Raw genomic sequence first — 16,747 nt, 5'->3', positions numbered from 1 at the left:
GGTGGATGGTTCCTTGCAGGCGTTCAGGCGACCGCGCCCGAAGCGCGCAGTTGCGAAATGTCGGTGTCAGTCAGGCCGCAATCGCGGAGCACGGTATCGGTATCGCCGCCGGGCGCTGCACCCGCTGGACGCGGCATATCGGCGGGCGTCGCGGAATAGCGCGGAGCGGGCGCAGGCTGGATCCCGCCCTCGCCCAGATCGACGAATGTTCCGCGCGCCTTGTTATGCGGATGGTCGGGCGCTTCACCCAGCGTCAGCACTGGCGCGAAGCAGACGTCGGTCCCCTCCATCATACTGCACCATTCGTCACAGCTTCTGGTCTTGAACAGGCTTTCCAGCCGCGCCTTCAGGGCAGGCCATTTCCGCTTGTCCATCTGGGCGTCGAATTCCTGGTCATTTTCGAGACCGGCGATCCGTCTGAGTTCGGCATAGAACTGCGGTTCAATCGATCCGATCGAGATGTACCTGCCATCAGCGCATTCGTACGTGTCGTAAAAATGCGCGCCCGTATCCAGAAGGTTGGTCCCCCGCTCGTCGGCCCACACGCCCATATTGTGCATCCCCTGGATCATGCCCATCAAAATGGCAGTGCCGTCAGTCATGGCGCAATCGATCACCTGGCCCGCGCCGCCGCGCTGCACATTGAGCAGCGCGGAAACCATACCAAAAGCGAGCATCATCCCGCCGCCGCCAAAATCCCCCACCAGATTGATCGGCGGAGTCGGCTTTTCGCCCTCGCGCCCGAAATGATGAAGCGCGCCGGCCAATGCGATGTAATTGATATCGTGACCCGCAGCCTGGGCATAGGGGCCGGTCTGGCCCCAACCCGTCATCCGGCCATAAACAAGCTTCGGATTATCCCCGAGCAAAACATCCGGCCCAAGCCCCAAACGCTCCATCACGCCCGGCCGGTAGCCTTCGATAACGCCGTCGGCGGCAGCGCAAATCCGGCGAACAGCCGCAAGGCCTTCGTCCGACTTCAGATTGACGACAACCGATTTGCGGCTCCGGCCCAGAATATCCTTTGCCGAAGGGCCCATAACGCTGGCGCGGCCGGCCGGACGGTCGATCCGGATGACTTCGGCACCGTGATCAGCCAGCATCATCCCGCAAAACGGGCCCGGACCGATACCGGCAAATTCGACAATTTTGAGACCGGAAAGCGGGCCAGCCATCAGCCTATTTGCCCGTCCAGTTCGGTTTGCGTTTTTCAGCAAATGCAGCCGAACCCTCACGCGCATCCTGCGACATGAACACCTGCGGCAACAGCGCCGCCTGTTTCTCGTAACGCTCTGCAATCGGCCAGCTGCGCGATTCTTCGATGATCTGTTTTGAAACACGGACCGCGACCGGACCGTTGGCGGTAATCGACCGGGCAAGCTCCTTGGCGGCATCGAGCGCCGGACCGTCGGTCACGCGGTTGATCAAGCCGATCTGATGCGCCCGTTCCGCCCCGATGAAATCGCCCGTCAACGCCAGTTCCATGGCGATTTTGTGAGGGATCAGGTCGGGCAAAACCATCAGTCCGCCGGCAGCAGCGGCCAGTCCGCGCTTTGCCTCCGGAATGCCGAATTGCGATCCGCTGTTCGCCACAACCAGATCGCAGGCAATCATCAGTTCGAGGCCGCCGGCAAGCGCATATCCCTCGACCGCAGCGATCAGCGGCTTGACCGGCTTCTTTTCGGTCAGCCCGCCAAACCCGCGCCCTTCGACACTGGGGCTTTCACCGCGCAGGAAACCTTTCAGATCCATGCCCGAACAGAACGTACCGCCAGCGCCGGTCAGGATGCCGACCCTCAGATCGTCTTCCGCATCGAGCCGGTCCAGCGCCGCAGCGATTCCCTCGGATGCCGCCTTGGTCATGGCGTTTTTGGCCTCGGGCCGGTTGATCGTGATAATCAGAATGCCGTCATCTATCTGGGTGAGAACTTCTTCGGTCATTATTCATCCCTTCGGAATTGCTGCAAAACCACCCTTGCGGTTCTGCGTTCGGCAGCATATTTAATCGAGCGATTAAACATGTCCACCCCATAAGGAAAAACCCATGACAGATGCCTATATTATCGACGCAGTCCGCACCCCCCGCGGTATCGGCAAGGTCGGCAAGGGCGCGCTGGCCGACCGCCATCCCCAGCATCTGGCCGCAACCGTGCTCAAGGCTCTGGCTGAACGCAGCTCGCTCGATACCGGCGATGTCGATGATGTTATCTGGTCCACTTCCACGCAAAAGGGCAAACAGGGCGGCGATCTTGGCCGCATGGCGGCGCTCGATGCGGGCTATGACATTACCAGTTCGGGCATGACGCTGGACCGGTTCTGCGGCGGCGGCATCACGGCTGTAAATCTTGCCGCGGCGCAGGTGATGAGCGGCATGGCCGACTGCGTGGTGGCTGGCGGAACCGAGATGATGAGCTTTACCTCGGACATCACGCAAAAGGAAATGGCTGCCGGCTTCGCGCCGCCGATGATGGGGTCGGGTAACGAGCGCCTGCAACAGGTGCACCCGCAGTCGCATCAGGGGATTTGCGGCGATGCGATTGCCAGCATGGAAGGCTTTACCCGCGAAGAGCTTGATGCGGTCGGTCTGCGTAGCCAGCAGCGTGCCGATATTGCGATCAAGGAAGGCCGGTTCGACAAGAGCCTGGTTCCCGTGCTGGGCGACGACGGTGAAGTGCTGCTCGACCATGAGGAGTTTCCCCGCCCGCAAACCACCGCCGAGGGACTGGCCGAATTGCAGCCCAGTTTTGCCAAGATCGCCGATATGCCGCTCGATCAGAATGGCACCACTTTTCGCAAGCTGATCAACCAGAAATACCCCGATCTGGACATCCGGCACTTTCATCATGCGGGCAATTCTTCGGGCGTGGTCGATGGCGCTGCAGCGGTGCTGATCACTTCCGGCGATTATGCCGAAAAGCATGGGCTCAAACCGCGCGCGCGGATTGTGGCCACCGCAAACATGGGCGATGATCCCACGCTGATGCTGAACGCGCCGGTCCCGGCTGCGAAAAAGGTCCTTGAGAAAGCCGGCCTGACCAAAGACGACATCGATCTATGGGAAATTAACGAAGCCTTCGCGGTGGTCGCGGCAAAATTCATCCGCGATCTCGATCTCGATATAGAGAAGGTCAATGTAAATGGCGGCGCGATTGCGCTGGGTCATCCAATTGGTGCAACCGGCTCGATGCTGATCGGGACCATGGTGGACGAGTTGGAGCGTCAGGGTAAGCGCTACGGACTGGTCACCATGTGCGCGGCAGGCGGCATGGCGCCGGCAATTATTGTCGAGCGGGTCTGACAAACCGCGCGCCGGTATCCACTCCGCTTGATTACAGATGAAACTGGGAGCAGAGGCGGCGAAACCACCACAGGATTCGCCGCCTTATGTCACATGCGTCCCCGTTCCCCGATCGTACAGCCTTTCGCCTCGCCTACCGGCAAGATGAAAATGCCTGCTCGGCAGAGCGGATGGAACATGCTGCCCCGGCATCGGCCATTCATGGCCAAGCGTCGGATCTGGCCGCCAAGCTGATCGTGGGCGCACGCCGCCGCAAGGCCAGCGGGATCGACGCCTTTCTGCATCAATATGGCCTCGCGACCGATGAAGGCATCGCACTCATGTGTCTGGCCGAAGCGCTGCTGCGCGTGCCCGATCACGCCACTGCCGATGCGTTGATCCGCGACAAGCTGGGCGGTATCGAATGGTCCGAACATATGGGTGAAAGCTCGTCCACTTTCGTCAATGCCGCGACATTCTCGCTCATGCTGACAGGCGAAGTGCTGGATCGGCCCGAGAAACACCAGCGCGGCATGGGCGCGACGCTGAAGCGCACAGTCGGCCGGCTGGGCGAACCGGTGATCCGCAAGGCAACCTTGCAGGCGATGAAGATCCTTGGCGGGCAATTTGTGTTTGGCCGGACCATCGACGAGGCTTTGAAGCGGGCAAGGCCCGAGCGCGAGGACGGTTTGACCCACAGCTTCGATATGCTTGGCGAAGCGGCGATGACATTTGCAGATGCCGAACGCTACCGCCTGTCTTATGAAACAGCCCTTGACCGTCTGGCCGCAGAAGCGGGCGACGGCGTGGTGCGTTCGCCGGGCATTTCGGTAAAACTTTCAGCGTTGCACCCGCGTTATGAATTCCTGCACGCCAGGGAAGTTGTTGCCGACCTTGTCCCGGTCGTAAAAAATCTGGCCATGAAGGCGCGCGATGCGGACATCCACTTCACAATCGATGCAGAAGAAGCCGACCGGCTCGAACTGTCGATGGATATCATCGAAGCTCTGGCCGGTGATGACGAATTGTTCGCTGGCGGCTGGACCGGCTTTGGCATGGCGGTGCAGGCATACCAGAAACGGGCCGTGCCGCTGTGCGACTGGATTGCCGGATTGGCGCGGAAAAACGGCCGCAGACTGATGGTAAGGCTGGTCAAGGGCGCTTATTGGGATACCGAAATCAAGCTGAGCCAGGTTGGCGGCTTCACGGATTTCCCCGTATTTACGCGCAAACTTGCGACGGATGTATCGTATCTCGCCTGTGCTGCGCGGCTTATCGAGGCATCGGACGCGGTTTATCCCGCCTTCGCCACGCACAATGCCTATACGGTGGGCGCGATCAAGGCGTTGGCGGGTGATCATACCGAGTTTGAATTCCAGCGGCTTCACGGCATGGGCGAAGATGTTTTCGCAGAGCTTGCCGCAGTGGAACGCGGCGCGGGCAATCGCATCACGCCCGTCCGGATATATGCGCCCGTCGGAGGGCATAAGGACCTGCTGGCTTATCTGGTCCGCCGCCTGCTCGAAAACGGTGCAAACTCGTCCTTCGTCAACCGGATGGCAGATGCCGACGTTCCGCCGGAAGAATTGACCACCGACCCTGTTGCTGACCTTGCTGCGCTTGAGCCCAAGCGGAACCCTGCAATACCTCTGCCGGCCAATATCTTTGCAGACCGGGTCAACAGCGCCGGGGTGGATCTGAGCGATCCGCTGGTTCTCGAGCCGCTGACTGCGCGGCTGGCCGGGCTGACCAGCCTGCACTGGAGCGCGCAGCCGACTTTCCTGTCGGGTGATGATGGAGAAGTGGCACCGATAACCATGCCGCAGGACCTTGCCAGCGAAGTCGGAACAAGGCGCGATGCCTTGCCGGTAGAAGTTACCGGCGCGATCAGTCTGGCGCAGGAAATCCAGCCCGGCTGGAACGCGCTGGGCGGCGAGCGCCGGGCGGCGCTGCTGGAAACGGCGGCTGACCTGTTCGAGGATCATACGGACGAGTTTCTGTCGCTGTGTCAGCGCGAGGCCGGTAAAACCCTGCCGGATGCGGTTCTGGAATTGCGTGAGGCAGTCGATTTCCTGCGTTATTACGCGGCCGAAGCGCGGCGACAATTCACTGCTCCGACCATTTTGCCCGGCCCGACCGGTGAAGAAAATCGCCTGTCGCTGGTGGGGCGCGGCGTATTCGCCACGATCAGCCCGTGGAATTTTCCGTTGGCGATCTTCATCGGGCCAGCCGCGGCTGCACTGGCCGCCGGTAATGCCGTGATTGCAAAGCCTGCCGAACAAACGCCGCTGATCGCCGCGCTGGCAGTGAAACTGTGCCACCAAGCAGGCATTCCCGCAGAAGTTCTGCAATTACTGCCCGGCGCCGGGGATGTCGGGGAGATGATCACTTCCGACCCGCGGCTGGCCGGCGTTGCATTCACCGGATCGACCGATACTGCCCGCGCAATCAACCGGTCACTGGCCGCGCGCGAAGGACCCATTGCCACGTTTATTGCAGAAACCGGCGGCCAGAACGCAATGATCGTCGATTCCTCCGCATTGCCCGAACAGGTCACGCGCGATGTGATTGCCAGCGCGTTCCAGAGCGCGGGTCAAAGATGTTCGGCCCTGCGGATGCTCTATCTGCAGGATGACATCGCAGACGATATGCTGGCCATGATCCGCGGGGCATTCGAAGCGCTCAATATCGGCGACCCGGCGATCCGGGCGACCGACGTAGGGCCGGTTATCGACCCCGATGCCAAGGCAGCACTGGAACGCCATGTGGCGCGCCGCAAGAAAGCCGGTTTCGCGGTGTGGCGCCGCGAGCTGCCGCGCGGCCTGACAGACGGCTGTTTTGTCGCCCCGACGATTATCGAGCTTGGCTCTATCCTCGACCTGAAACGCGAAAACTTCGGTCCGGTGCTCCATGTTGCGCGCTTCAAGGCAGACGAACTCGGACAGGTAGTCGGCGATATAAATGAAACCGGGTTCGGCCTGACGCTGGGATTACACAGCCGGATCGAAGCCACCCGCAGATTTGTCGAAGAGCGGGCAAAAGTGGGCAACTTTTACGTCAATCGCAACCAGATCGGCGCGGTGGTCGAAAGCCAGCCGTTTGGCGGCGAAGGCTTGTCGGGCACCGGACCCAAAGCCGGCGGCCCGCATTACGTTGCCCGCTTTGCAACAGAACGTGTGGTCTGCATCGATACAACTGCGGCGGGCGGAAACGCTTCGCTGCTTGCGGGTTAAGTTTCACTTCCGGTTCAGGTGGTTGGCGGTTAGGAAGCAGGCCATGTCCAGATTAACAATATTTGTCCTGTCGCTGATCGCCCTGTGCTGGTCCCCTGCCGCGCTGGCGGATGTCAAAGTGTCCTTTCACAGCTTCAACGGGTCGGTGCTGGTCGGCCGGTACCCGCATACCTTTGTTGTGTTCGAAGGCACATTGGATGACGGAACGGCAGTGAACGAGAATTACGGATTCACCGCCAAAAGTGTCTCGCCGGCCATCCTGTCGGGCCCTGTGGCGCATGAAATCGGGACCGAGAAACAGAAATACGTCAACAGCACCAACCGCCATTTCACGATTACCGTCAGCGACGACAAATACCGTGCGCTGGTGGCTGAAATGGTCCGCTGGCGCGATGCGCCGGGGAAATATTACGACCTCGACAGTCGCAACTGCATCCACTTCGTGGGTAAAATGGCCCAGATGATCGGGGTTGAAGTGGCGTATCCCAAGAAAATGCTGCGGCGGCCAAAACAATGGCTCAACCACATTGCGTCGCTCAATCCCCAGCTTGGCGCAAAACCCGTCAAGTAGGTGCGGCGCCGGATAGGTTGCGGATAAAACAGCCGCTGCCTTGAACGCTTGGCCAAGTGCAGCGATGGTGCCCGCATGGCGATTCTCAGCGATAAATGGATCCGGCAACAGGCCCGCGATCACAAGATGATCGAACCCTTCGTGGAAGCGCAGCGCCGCGATGGTTGCATCTCGTACGGGCTCAGTTCCTACGGCTATGATGCGCGCGTTTCGCCGGAGTTCAAGATATTCACCAATGTAAACAGCAGTGTCGTTGATCCCAAACAATTTGACCCGGACAGTTTCGTCGATCGCGAAACCGACGTCTGCATCATTCCGCCCAACAGTTTTGCGCTGGCCAGAACGGTCGAATATTTTCGTGTGCCCAATGATGTTCTGGTCATCTGTCTGGGCAAATCGACTTACGCGCGCTGCGGCATCATCGTGAACGTCACGCCGCTGGAGCCGGGCTGGGAAGGCCACGTCACGCTGGAATTTTCCAACACCACTCCGCTGCCGGCAAAAATCTACGCCAACGAAGGTGCTTGCCAGTTCCTGTTTCTCAAAGGCAATGAACCTTGCGAGACAACCTACGCGGACCGTGCCGGAAAATATATGCGCCAGCGCGGCGTTACCTTACCCAAACTCTAGAACCGCCGCTCAACCGGCGCCCGCTTTCGTAACGGCTTTGACACGCCCGCGCTCTGCGCGCATTCAGGCTACGCAACAGGAGAGTTTACAATGAGCAAAGCCGGCCGCCCGTTCGATATTATCGTTTATGGATCGACAGGATATACCGGGCGTCTTGTCGCCGAATATCTGACCGAACATTACAAAGGGCGCACAGACGCACCCAAATGGGCCATGGCCGGGCGGAGCGCGCAAAAGCTTGCCGAAGTACGCGATCTGATCGGCGCACCAAGTGACACCCCGCTGGTCGTGGCCGATGCGGACAAACCCGAAACATTGAAAGCCATGTGCGAACAGACCCGCGTGGTTTTGACGACGGTGGGCCCTTACATCCTCTACGGCGAGCCATTGGTCGCGGCCTGCACACAAGCGGGCACGGATTATTGCGATCTTTCGGGCGAACCGACGTGGATGTACCAGATGATCGAGAAATACAGCGATGCCGCAAAGGCCAGCGGTGCGCGTATCTGTTTCTCGTCGGGCTTCGATTCCGTACCCTTCGACCTGGGTGTACTCATGCTGCAGAAGGAATCCGTGAAGCGGTTTGGCAAGCCTGCCAGCCGGGTAAAAGGCCGTGTGCGGGGCATGCAGGGCGGTCCTTCGGGCGGAACGGTTGCCAGCATGAAAGAAACCATGAAGGCAGTCGCCAAAAATCCCAAGCTGATCGGCGTATTACAAAGCTCGTTCGGACTGACGCCCGGCTTCGAAGGTCCCAAGCAGCCCTCCGGCATGATCCCCGAATATGACAAGGACCTGGGAAAATGGGCCGCACCGTTTATCATGGCGACGATCAACACCAAAAATGTTCACCGAACCAATTTCCTGCTGGGCCACCCTTACGGGGAAGACTTCAAATATGACGAGATGATGCTCACCAGCGCGGGCGAAATGGGTGAAAAGGCGGCCAAAGCTGTTGCCGGCATGATGGCCAATCCGTTTGGTGCCAAGCCGCCCGCGCCGGGTGAAGGGCCAAGCAAGGAAGAACGTGAAAACGGCTTTTACGATGTGGTTTTCATCGGCGAAACGACTGATGGCGAAAAACTGAATTACGGCGTCAAAGGCCGGTACGACCCGGGTTATGGATCAACCAGCCGGATGATTGCCGAAACAGCGATCGCGCTTTCGCACAGCGATGCTGCGGGCGGGATCGGCACGCCGGGTTCATTTCTGGGCGAAACATTGGTTAAGCGATTGGAAGAAAACGCTGAAATCAGCTTTTCGGTGGAAGACTAGAAAGCTAGAAACTGGCCCGTGCGCTCAGCTTTATGTTTCGTCCCGCCAAGGGCACGAAATCCTTTGTAAAGCTGGCGTGCCGGCGGCCGGTGATATCGAAGATATTATCCGCTTGCAGAATAAACGTGACATTGTCTTTCCCGCGGATCGGTTTCCACGCAAGTGATGCATTCACGAAAGCGAAGCTGCCGGTTCGGGTTTCAAACGGGGCGGTCTGTTTTTGCTGCGCCGACCATTGCACTTCGATCCTGCCGTCAAACCCACCGGCCCCGCCCTCCAGAGCGCCAAGCAAACTGACCGGTGGTATACGCGGGAGCGGGGTGCCGTCTTTCAATTTGGCGTTCACATAGTCGCCGCGCAGTTCTGCGTCCAATCGCCAGCTGCCGGTGCTCACAAGCGGGAGTTTAACCTCCCCTTCAAGTCCGTAATAGTCCGCGTCGCCCTGCAGGTACTGGAAAACGGGCAGACCGTCTTCGCTGGCTCCGGTCTCGCTCAGATAGATATAATCGCTAAACCAGTTGCTGAAAACTGCAACGCTGACACTGGCGGGGCCGACCGCGCCGCGGACAAAACCTTCCAGACCCAGCGCGTGTTCGGCTGACAGCGCGGTATCGCCGATTTCGAATGCCTGGGTGGCAATATGCGGGCCATTGCTGAACAGTTCTTCGGCGCTGGGGGCACGTTCCGCGCGCGACGCGTTCACGCCGAAACGCAAACCGGAATTCGTTTCGTAAGCCGCACCCAATGCGCCGGAAAAGCTGTCGAAACTGCGGGACACGGCCAGTGTTTGCGATCGGACATCGCTGCGATCCCACCGGCCTGCCAGCTCCAGCTGGATTTGACCGACATCAAATTCCTGAAGTGCGAACAAGGCATATTGGCTGGTGATATTGGGGGCAACGTAGGCTTCTGCGCCTTCTGCGCCGAAATCACGATAATAGAACTGGCCGCCAACCGTGCCGCGCCATCCGTTGCGGTCCTGTTGAACCAGTTCTGCGCGCCCTTCAAACCCGGACACATCGAACACGGTGCCAACTTCATCACCTTCGAATTCAGTGTGTGTGTAATCGCTGTAACCCAGGCGCAGGCGTGCCTCTTCGAACAGTCCGCCCAATTGAAACAGGCCCCGCAAATCGGCGCGGGTCTGACGCAGATCGATCGATACGCGCTCTTCCCCCTCCGGTTCCTCGGCTTCGGATGCGTTTTCGTCATGCGCGTGTCCGGCGCCTGGCCGCGCCGGGATACCGTATGCGGTGTCATATATGCCGAGTGCGAAGCCTAGCTCGTTTCCGCCAGAGAATAATGCGATGCCCGCGCCCGCGCTGAATGTCTCTGTAGCGCTGTTGGGCACTGTACCGCTTTGGAGGGCGGCTGCGCGTAATTCCGCGGCCTCTTCCGGATCGTCCGCTTCATCGGCCTGCGCTTCCGCAAGCAGGTCTGCGCGCAGCTGGGGCGCTACCGCATTACCGGCAATCCGGAAATCATTGGTCTGGCGCCATGACGCATCGAAATGAAACGCCAGTTCGTTGCCCAACGGCAGATCGACAGATCCGCCGAATTCGCGCAAATCATACGCGGTATCGGCGCCTGCGATGGCATCGATATGAACGGGTTCGTCTGGCCGTCTGGGCGGGATACGCTTGTCGATGATATTAACCGCGCCGCCAATGGCCTGACTTCCGTATAGCAACACGGCAGGACCGCGCAGCACTTCGATCCGGTCGGCTGTCAGCGGGTCCACGGTTACGGCATGGTCAACCGATGTGTTGGACACATCGATCGAACCGATTCCGTCCACGAGGACCTTGACCCGCTCACCCGAAAAACCGCGCAGGATAGGTCGCGAGGCACCCGGCGAGAAGCTGGAGGCCGAGACACCGGGCAGCTTGGCCAGTACATCGCCGATCTGGCCCGCCATATTACGCTGCAGTTCCACCCCCTCCATCACCGAAGTACCCGCAAGCACATCCAGCTCGTCCAGACCAACGCCCGTCACGATTATTTCACCAGCCGCGCGGCGGTCGTGGAAATCGTCCTGCAAACTTTCAGCGTCAGGTTCCGCAGGCTGCTGCTGCGCATATGCAGGCATACCCACAAGCAGCGATGCCGCCGCGGCGGAGGACATAAGGCCGGTTCTGGCAGATCGAGAGTAATGATATATTATCACATCACCCCGATAAATGCAGAACGGCAATTTATGCAAGCGTTATCGTTACGCGGTTCGGCCAATGGGGGTTCCGGTGCGCCGAAACGCACCGGACCTGCGCGGGCAGTGCCTGGGCATCGGCCGCATCGAGGACGAGAACCATCAGAGATCGTCCCGAGAAAATGGAGCGGGCGAGGCGATTCGAACGCCCGACCCCAACCTTGGCAAGGTTGTGCTCTACCCCTGAGCTACGCCCGCTCACTAGACGTCCCCGAAGCAAGCCAAAATCCGGCTGCGTCGGTGGGGAAGCGCGCGGTTAGCATCGGTCTCTACACCCGGCAAGCAAAAATCACCGCTTTTCGAATGGCAGGTCACAAAGACTCTGCCTCCCCTTCACAAATGCCCCTGAAGGCCCACATAAGTGAGCAACGAAACCAGCGTTAACAAGGAAATCGACTTGGCAAGTATGGGCTTGAACATCGAAGAGCAGAAAGCTGTCGATACCTTTCGAACGGAAGTGGTCGAACCGTCGATGACCAAGCTCGTCATCCTCGATTTCTGGGCCGAATGGTGCGGCCCCTGCAAGGCCCTGACGCCGGTGCTTGAAAAAGTTGCTGCCGAATACGCTGACAAGGGTGTAATTCTGGCCAAGATCAACGTCGATGAGCAGCAGTTCATTGCCGCGCAATTCCAGGTCAAATCGATCCCGACGGTGTATGCCATGTTCCAGGGGCAACCGGTCGCCGACCTCACCGCCGCCCGCAGCGAATCGCAGCTACGGCAAAACATCGACCAGTTGCTCGAGCAATTGCCTGTCGAGGCCGGGGCCGGGACCGCAGAACCGGTAGCCGATATCGAACCGCTGCTGGCGATGGGTGAAGAATTGCTGATTGGCGGCGATGCTGAGCGTGCGGCATCCGTGTTTGCACAGATCACCGAAATGATGCCCGATAATGCGGCGTCGCATGGCGGTCTGGTCAGATCACTGGTTGCAGCCGGCCAGCTTGATCAGGCGAGGGCGGCTTTCGAAGCAATTCCGGAAGCTGTCAAAAACGACCCCGCGGTCACGCAGGCCAAAAGCGTCATGGATCTGGCAAGCGATGTCCCCGATCAGGCCGAATTGGAGGCGCTCCGTGATGCAGCGGCTTCTGACCCTGATAATATGGATGCGCAATTTGCCTTCGCCAATGCGGCATTTGCCGCAAACGCGCGGGACGATGCCGCCGACACTCTGTTGATGATGGTCGAAAGTGACCGGGAGTGGAATGACAGCGCGGCGCGGGCAAAGCTCTTGCAGATTTTCGAAGCCGTTGGTCTGGAAGACGAATGGGTTGTGGGCACGCGCCGGCGGCTTTCGAGGATTTTGTTTGGATGATCGTGAAAACCCGCCTGTCCATCTTTCCGATGCCGGGAGCGATCCTGTTTCCAGAGCTGCAATTGCCGCTGCATTTTTTCGAACCGCGTTATCGCGCGCTGGTCAGTGATGCATTGGCCAGAGACCGCAGGATTGCGATGGTCCAGCCAAAGGGCGGCGGTGAGAAACCTGCCCTGTTCGACATTGGCTGTATCGGCCGGATCGGAGATGTGGAAGCGCTGGACGATGGCCGGTTCAATGTTCTGCTGGAGGGCGAGAAGCGGTTCCGTATCATCCGCGAACTCGACGTTGCCACCCCGTTTCGCCAGGTCGAAGCGGAACTGATCGACGATCCGGAAAACGAAGCGCTCAGCTCGGTCGAACGCGCGGGTTTCGAGCAGGAGGCACGCCGTTTTGCCGCATCGCAAGGTTATGATGTTGACTGGGGTTCTGTCGAACGGCTCGACGATACAGCACTGATCAACGGCGTTTCGCAAATCGCCCCCTTCGATTCGGCCGCCAAACAGGCGCTGCTGGAAGCAAATACGTTAGGCGAGCGCTGTGAATTGATGGTTCAGCTGATGCAGTTTTTCGGACTTCGCGGCGATGATGGTGATGGCCGCGTAACCTTGCAATAACCGCGTCAGATACCAAACGATCCCTTTAATCCGTCAATTACGTATTGCGCCGCAAGCGCTGCCAGCAATACGCCAAGCAAGCGCGTGATAACTGCCTCCACACGGTCGCCCAGCATACGGATCAGCGGCCGCGCGCCGATCAATGCCAGCATCGTCAGCAGCAGAACCGCGCCCAGTGCCGCCAGGACGATCAGCGTTTCTTCAGTGCCCCGCGCCGTGTTTGTCAGCAGCATTATGGCGGCGATTGCGCCCGGTCCCGCCAACATCGGCATGGCCATCGGGAATACCGAAACATCTTCGACCTGCGGCGTGGAGGCAACCTTTTCGGCGCGTTCTTCGCGCCGCTGGGTCCGCTTCTCGAACACCATTTCAAATGCGATCCAGAACAACATCAAGCCGCCAGCGATGCGAAAACTGTCAAGTTCAATATGCAGCGCGCCGAGCAGATCTTCCCCGAAAAGCGCAAAGACCACCAGAATTATCGCGGCAATAATGCACGCGCGGACAGCCATCGAGCGCGATTGTGCGGCTGTCGCCCCCTTTGTCAGTCCCGCATAGATTGGTGCGCAGCCCGGCGGATCGATCACCACGAACAGCGTAATGAACGCGGATATGAACAATTCAAGCATATCAGCCGGTACTCCCGGACGGTGAAAGAGGCAATTGCTGCACATTATCCCATGCAGAGCCGTTCCAGACATAGCTGGTAAAACGCGCGCTTCCGTCTTTCAGGAAGGTCACAAACCAGCGCAGCGTCGAGTCGCGCGCAGCGCCGCTTGCTGCGCCAAGAATATTTGCATCGGGCGTCCCGGCTGGCTGAACCACCGGGGGGGTCGTGCAATCGGCCACCTTTCCGTCGATGAAGTCCAACCCCTCGACCACGATCTCGTTCTCCGGCGCAGTCTGGTCAGCTGGCCGTGCCCGCCTCAATCGTGTCAGATCCGCGTCCGGTAAGCCAAAGCTGTAAGTCAGCACATATTCGCGGGTTTCCTGCCGTTCCCACACATTTGCATAGCGGCCCCAGTTTGCACCTTCACGCGCGAACACGCCGGTCGTGACCGCCAGCGAGCCATCGCAGCTGGACCACACAAGCCGCGGAGCCCAAATGACTGTCTGTTTCCCCGATGACGGGATCATCCAGCGTTCGGCTGGATAGGGAGATCCGTTTATCCTCGCCTTCGCCGCGATGGCGGCATGATCATCGATGGCCCGCGCGATACCTGCCAAGCGGGCTTCGCGGGCAAACGTCAGATCGTCTGCCGCCACCCGCCCCGGGTCAGCGATGGGTTTCAGCTGGTCGAGCACCTGATTTGCCTGCGCGCGTGCTTTGCCCTGATTACCCCCGCCCGCGCATCCGGCCAGAGCGAGTGCAGCGCAAGCGGCGATGGCGGTGGCGGTGGCGGTGGCGGTGGCGATTTTCACAGCGCATCATCCGCAAGCGTCAAACCTGCGTTGCGATAGGCGGCCACCAGAGTGTTGCGCAGCAGTACCGCAATCGTCATCGGGCCCACGCCGCCGGGTACCGGGGTGATCGCGCCGGCCACTTGGCTGGCCTCCTCGAATGCGACATCGCCCACCAGCCGGCCTTTGGTTTCACCCTCAGCCGCAGGAAGCCGGTTGATACCCACATCGATTACGGTCGCTCCGGGTTTTAGCCAGTCAGCCTTGACCATTTCGGCGCGGCCGACGGCGGCGATGACGATATCGGCGCGGCGCACGACCTCGGGCAGGTTTTTTGTCCGGCTGTGCGCAAGCGTTACCGTCGCGTTTTGCTGGACCAACAATTGCGCCATCGGCTTGCCGACGATGTTGGAGCGTCCCACAACCACAGCGTCCAGCCCTGACAGATCGCCCAGCCTGTCGGTCAGCAACATGATACAACCCAGCGGCGTGCAAGGTACAAATCCCGTCTGCCCGACCGCCAGCCGCCCGGCATTCGTCACGTGGAACCCATCGACATCCTTGTCGGGAGATATTGCGGCTATGACGGTTTGTTCATCGAGATGACCGGGCAGCGGCAGCTGAACCAGGATCCCGTCCACAGCAGGATCGTTGTTCAACCGCTCGACCAGATTAAGCAATTCTGCCTCGCTTGCCGTTTCGGGCAGGCGATGCTCGAAACTGTTCATATTGGCAGCCAGCGTCGCCTTGCCTTTGGAACGGACGTAAACGTTACTGGCCGGATCTTCGCCCACCAGCACAACCGCCAGACCGGCCTTGCGGCCTGTCTGCTTTGCAAATGTGGCTGCTATTTCCCCGACCCGCTCACGCAATGACAATGCAAACGCTTTGCCGTCGATAATTTCCGCGGTCATACCGCGGATCGGGCGATATTCGTGAGGATAATCAGCAGTACATTGAGAATGATAATCAGCACCAACGGGGAGAAATCTATCGAGCCGGTCGAAGGCATCAAGCGGCGGATCGGGCCAAGCACCGGTTCCAGCAGCGAATTGATCGACCGATAGACCGATACCATGAATTCGTTGCTCGCATTGATCACATTGAACGCAAACAGCAGTCCGATCACAAATTGCACGATAATCAGCATGACCAGCACGTTCACCAGCATATCGATGATCTGGATTAAAGTTATTAGCAGCACTGAAAATTACCTTTCACGGGGGATTGCAACCATATTAGCGGGGTGTGTCACGCTTGCAAAGCACCTCGTGCCGATCAAGCACTGATCAGCGTGCCTGCACCGCTGGAAGTAAAGAATTCCAGCAGCATGGCATGGGGTACACGGCCATCCAGCACAACCGCGGCCTCACAACCTGCCTCGACGGCATGGACGCATGTTTCGAGTTTGGGAATCATACCCCCGCTTATAGAGCCATCTATGCGTAATTTCTGGATATCGGCCGGTTTCAGATCGGTCAGCAAATTGCCCTGCTTGTCCAGCACGCCTTTCACATCGGTCAGGAGAAACAACCGCGCAGCACCCAGTGCCGCCGCGACAGCGCCGGCCATTGTATCGGCGTTGATGTTGTAGGTGTTACCCTGCGCGTCGGTTGCAATCGGCGCGATGACGGGGATCATGCCTGATGCGCTGGCTGTTTCCAGAATAGTCGTGTCAACATGGTCGGGCTCACCCACAAATCCCAGGTCAAGCACCCGCTCGATGTTACTCTCGGGATCGCGGGTGGTGCGCTGCAGCTTGCGCGCGGTGACCATGTTGCCGTCCTTGCCCGAAATGCCGATGGCTTTGCCGCCCGCTCTGGCAATCCAGCTGACCAATTGTTTGTTGATCGCGCCGGACAGCACCATCTCAGCCACTTCGGCGGTGGCCTTGTCGGTCACCCGCAAGCCGTCCACAAAGCTGGTTTCTACCCCCAGCTTTTTGAGCATTGCACCGATTTGTGGGCCACCGCCGTGCACCACCACCGGATTGATACCGACTGCCTTGAGCAGCACGATGTCCTCTGCAAAATCACGCGCCGCATCGGCATCGCCCATCGCGTGACCGCCGTATTTCACGACAAAGCTGCGTCCCGCATAGCGCTGGAAATATGGCAGCGCCTCGATCAATACGGCGGCCTTGTTGCGGATAGTGTCGTCGGCGGCGCCCATTGCGCGGTTCCTCATTTGTTGTGCGGTGCCGCAACTAGCGCGCCCTCGCCTGT

15 protein-coding genes and 1 tRNA gene are annotated in these 16,747 nt (G+C 59.5%); 7 read left to right on the top strand and 9 right to left on the bottom strand.

The genetic code is table 11. From position 1 onward, the window contains the following. Positions 1-23: 23 nt before the first annotated feature. Positions 24-1,175, bottom strand: a complete 1,152-nt coding sequence (locus tag WFP06_RS01815) for a CaiB/BaiF CoA transferase family protein (RefSeq protein ID WP_336985551.1) — start codon at positions 1,173-1,175, stop codon at positions 24-26. 4 nt (positions 1,176-1,179) lie between these two features. Continuing rightward, positions 1,180-1,941 (bottom strand): crotonase/enoyl-CoA hydratase family protein, encoded by a 762-nt coding sequence (locus tag WFP06_RS01810; RefSeq protein ID WP_336985550.1) that lies wholly within the window; start codon positions 1,939-1,941, stop codon positions 1,180-1,182. Positions 1,942-2,044: 103 nt separating this feature from the next. Here WFP06_RS01810 and WFP06_RS01805 point away from each other — a divergent pair, with 103 nt between their 5' ends. The 5 genes from WFP06_RS01805 (at position 2,045) to WFP06_RS01785 (ending at position 8,983) form a co-directional block, all read left to right on the top strand. Further along, positions 2,045-3,298: an acetyl-CoA C-acetyltransferase gene (locus WFP06_RS01805; protein ID WP_336985549.1), complete on the top strand. Its 1,254-nt coding sequence runs from the start codon at positions 2,045-2,047 to the stop codon at positions 3,296-3,298. 86 nt (positions 3,299-3,384) lie between these two features. Continuing rightward, entirely contained in the window at positions 3,385-6,510 is a 3,126-nt protein-coding gene (gene putA / locus WFP06_RS01800; protein ID WP_336985548.1) for a bifunctional proline dehydrogenase/L-glutamate gamma-semialdehyde dehydrogenase PutA, read from the top strand. Between the two features lie 43 nt (positions 6,511-6,553). After that, positions 6,554-7,081, top strand: coding sequence for a hypothetical protein (locus tag WFP06_RS01795; protein ID WP_336985547.1), 528 nt, complete (start codon positions 6,554-6,556; stop codon positions 7,079-7,081). A 75-nt stretch (positions 7,082-7,156) separates the two neighbouring features. Next, a complete protein-coding gene (gene dcd / locus WFP06_RS01790) occupies positions 7,157-7,711 on the top strand; it encodes a dCTP deaminase (RefSeq protein ID WP_336985546.1) in 555 nt (184 codons plus the stop codon). A gap of 90 nt (positions 7,712-7,801) precedes the next feature. Continuing rightward, positions 7,802-8,983, top strand: coding sequence for a saccharopine dehydrogenase family protein (locus WFP06_RS01785; RefSeq protein WP_336985545.1), 1,182 nt, complete (start codon positions 7,802-7,804; stop codon positions 8,981-8,983). Positions 8,984-8,987: 4 nt separating this feature from the next. Here the strand turns inward: WFP06_RS01785 and WFP06_RS01780 are convergent, their stop codons facing one another. Both WFP06_RS01780 and WFP06_RS01775 read right to left on the bottom strand, forming a co-directional pair. Continuing rightward, the gene (locus WFP06_RS01780; protein WP_336985544.1) at positions 8,988-11,108 is read right to left on the bottom strand and encodes a TonB-dependent receptor; all 2,121 of its coding nucleotides are present in this window, start codon (positions 11,106-11,108) and stop codon (positions 8,988-8,990) included. Positions 11,109-11,312: 204 nt separating this feature from the next. Then, positions 11,313-11,387, bottom strand: a tRNA-Gly gene (locus WFP06_RS01775). A 208-nt stretch (positions 11,388-11,595) separates the two neighbouring features. On the opposite strand from WFP06_RS01775, the gene WFP06_RS01770 reads away from it, so the two are divergent. Both WFP06_RS01770 and WFP06_RS01765 read left to right on the top strand, forming a co-directional pair. Next, positions 11,596-12,504 carry a tetratricopeptide repeat protein gene (locus WFP06_RS01770; RefSeq protein WP_336987600.1) on the top strand — a complete coding sequence of 303 codons (909 nt, stop codon included), beginning with the start codon at positions 11,596-11,598 and terminating at the stop codon, positions 12,502-12,504. Beyond that, a complete protein-coding gene (locus WFP06_RS01765; RefSeq protein ID WP_336985543.1) occupies positions 12,501-13,121 on the top strand; it encodes an LON peptidase substrate-binding domain-containing protein in 621 nt (206 codons plus the stop codon). The genes WFP06_RS01770 and WFP06_RS01765 overlap by 4 nt, the downstream gene beginning before the upstream one ends. 5 nt (positions 13,122-13,126) lie before the next feature. Here the strand turns inward: WFP06_RS01765 and WFP06_RS01760 are convergent, their stop codons facing one another. The 5 genes from WFP06_RS01760 to argB all read right to left on the bottom strand — a co-directional run bounded on the left by WFP06_RS01760 (position 13,127) and on the right by argB (position 16,709). Further along, positions 13,127-13,750, bottom strand: a complete 624-nt coding sequence (locus WFP06_RS01760; RefSeq protein ID WP_336985542.1) for a MarC family protein — start codon at positions 13,748-13,750, stop codon at positions 13,127-13,129. Between the two features lies 1 nt (position 13,751). Beyond that, positions 13,752-14,543, bottom strand: coding sequence for a hypothetical protein (locus WFP06_RS01755; RefSeq protein ID WP_336985541.1), 792 nt, complete (start codon positions 14,541-14,543; stop codon positions 13,752-13,754). Then, positions 14,540-15,436: a bifunctional methylenetetrahydrofolate dehydrogenase/methenyltetrahydrofolate cyclohydrolase FolD gene (gene folD / locus WFP06_RS01750; RefSeq protein WP_336985540.1), complete on the bottom strand. Its 897-nt coding sequence runs from the start codon at positions 15,434-15,436 to the stop codon at positions 14,540-14,542. The genes WFP06_RS01755 and folD overlap by 4 nt, the downstream gene beginning before the upstream one ends. Beyond that, positions 15,433-15,726 carry a YggT family protein gene (locus WFP06_RS01745; RefSeq protein WP_336985539.1) on the bottom strand — a complete coding sequence of 98 codons (294 nt, stop codon included), beginning with the start codon at positions 15,724-15,726 and terminating at the stop codon, positions 15,433-15,435. The genes folD and WFP06_RS01745 overlap by 4 nt, the downstream gene beginning before the upstream one ends. Before the next feature lie 74 nt (positions 15,727-15,800). After that, a complete protein-coding gene (gene argB, locus WFP06_RS01740; protein ID WP_419716210.1) occupies positions 15,801-16,709 on the bottom strand; it encodes an acetylglutamate kinase in 909 nt (302 codons plus the stop codon). Between the last annotated feature and the right edge of the window lie 38 nt (positions 16,710-16,747).

Source organism: Altererythrobacter aquiaggeris (assembly GCF_037154015.1).
Taxonomy (GTDB): Bacteria; Pseudomonadota; Alphaproteobacteria; order Sphingomonadales; family Sphingomonadaceae; genus Aestuarierythrobacter; species Aestuarierythrobacter aquiaggeris.
Note: the sequence above shows the minus strand (reverse complement) of the source record. Positions and strands in the feature narration are given on the sequence as shown.

Bases quoted from the DNA above. Each gene is read 5' to 3' on its own strand.
- argB (WP_419716210.1), bottom strand. From the start codon at position 16,709: ATGAGGAACCGCGCAATGGGCGCCGCCGACGACACTATCCGCAACAAG.
- WFP06_RS01785 (WP_336985545.1), top strand. From the start codon at position 7,802: ATGAGCAAAGCCGGCCGCCCGTTCGATATTATCGTTTATGGATCGACA.
- WFP06_RS01765 (WP_336985543.1), top strand. From the start codon at position 12,501: ATGATCGTGAAAACCCGCCTGTCCATCTTTCCGATGCCGGGAGCGATC.
- WFP06_RS01780 (WP_336985544.1), bottom strand. From the start codon at position 11,108: ATGTCCTCCGCCGCGGCGGCATCGCTGCTTGTGGGTATGCCTGCATAT.
- putA (WP_336985548.1), top strand. From the start codon at position 3,385: ATGTCACATGCGTCCCCGTTCCCCGATCGTACAGCCTTTCGCCTCGCC.
- WFP06_RS01815 (WP_336985551.1), bottom strand. From the start codon at position 1,175: ATGGCTGGCCCGCTTTCCGGTCTCAAAATTGTCGAATTTGCCGGTATC.
- WFP06_RS01805 (WP_336985549.1), top strand. From the start codon at position 2,045: ATGACAGATGCCTATATTATCGACGCAGTCCGCACCCCCCGCGGTATC.
- WFP06_RS01770 (WP_336987600.1), top strand. From the start codon at position 11,596: ATGGGCTTGAACATCGAAGAGCAGAAAGCTGTCGATACCTTTCGAACG.
- WFP06_RS01795 (WP_336985547.1), top strand. From the start codon at position 6,554: ATGTCCAGATTAACAATATTTGTCCTGTCGCTGATCGCCCTGTGCTGG.
- WFP06_RS01760 (WP_336985542.1), bottom strand. From the start codon at position 13,750: ATGCTTGAATTGTTCATATCCGCGTTCATTACGCTGTTCGTGGTGATC.
- folD (WP_336985540.1), bottom strand. From the start codon at position 15,436: ATGACCGCGGAAATTATCGACGGCAAAGCGTTTGCATTGTCATTGCGT.
- WFP06_RS01810 (WP_336985550.1), bottom strand. From the start codon at position 1,941: ATGACCGAAGAAGTTCTCACCCAGATAGATGACGGCATTCTGATTATC.
- dcd (WP_336985546.1), top strand. From the start codon at position 7,157: ATGGCGATTCTCAGCGATAAATGGATCCGGCAACAGGCCCGCGATCAC.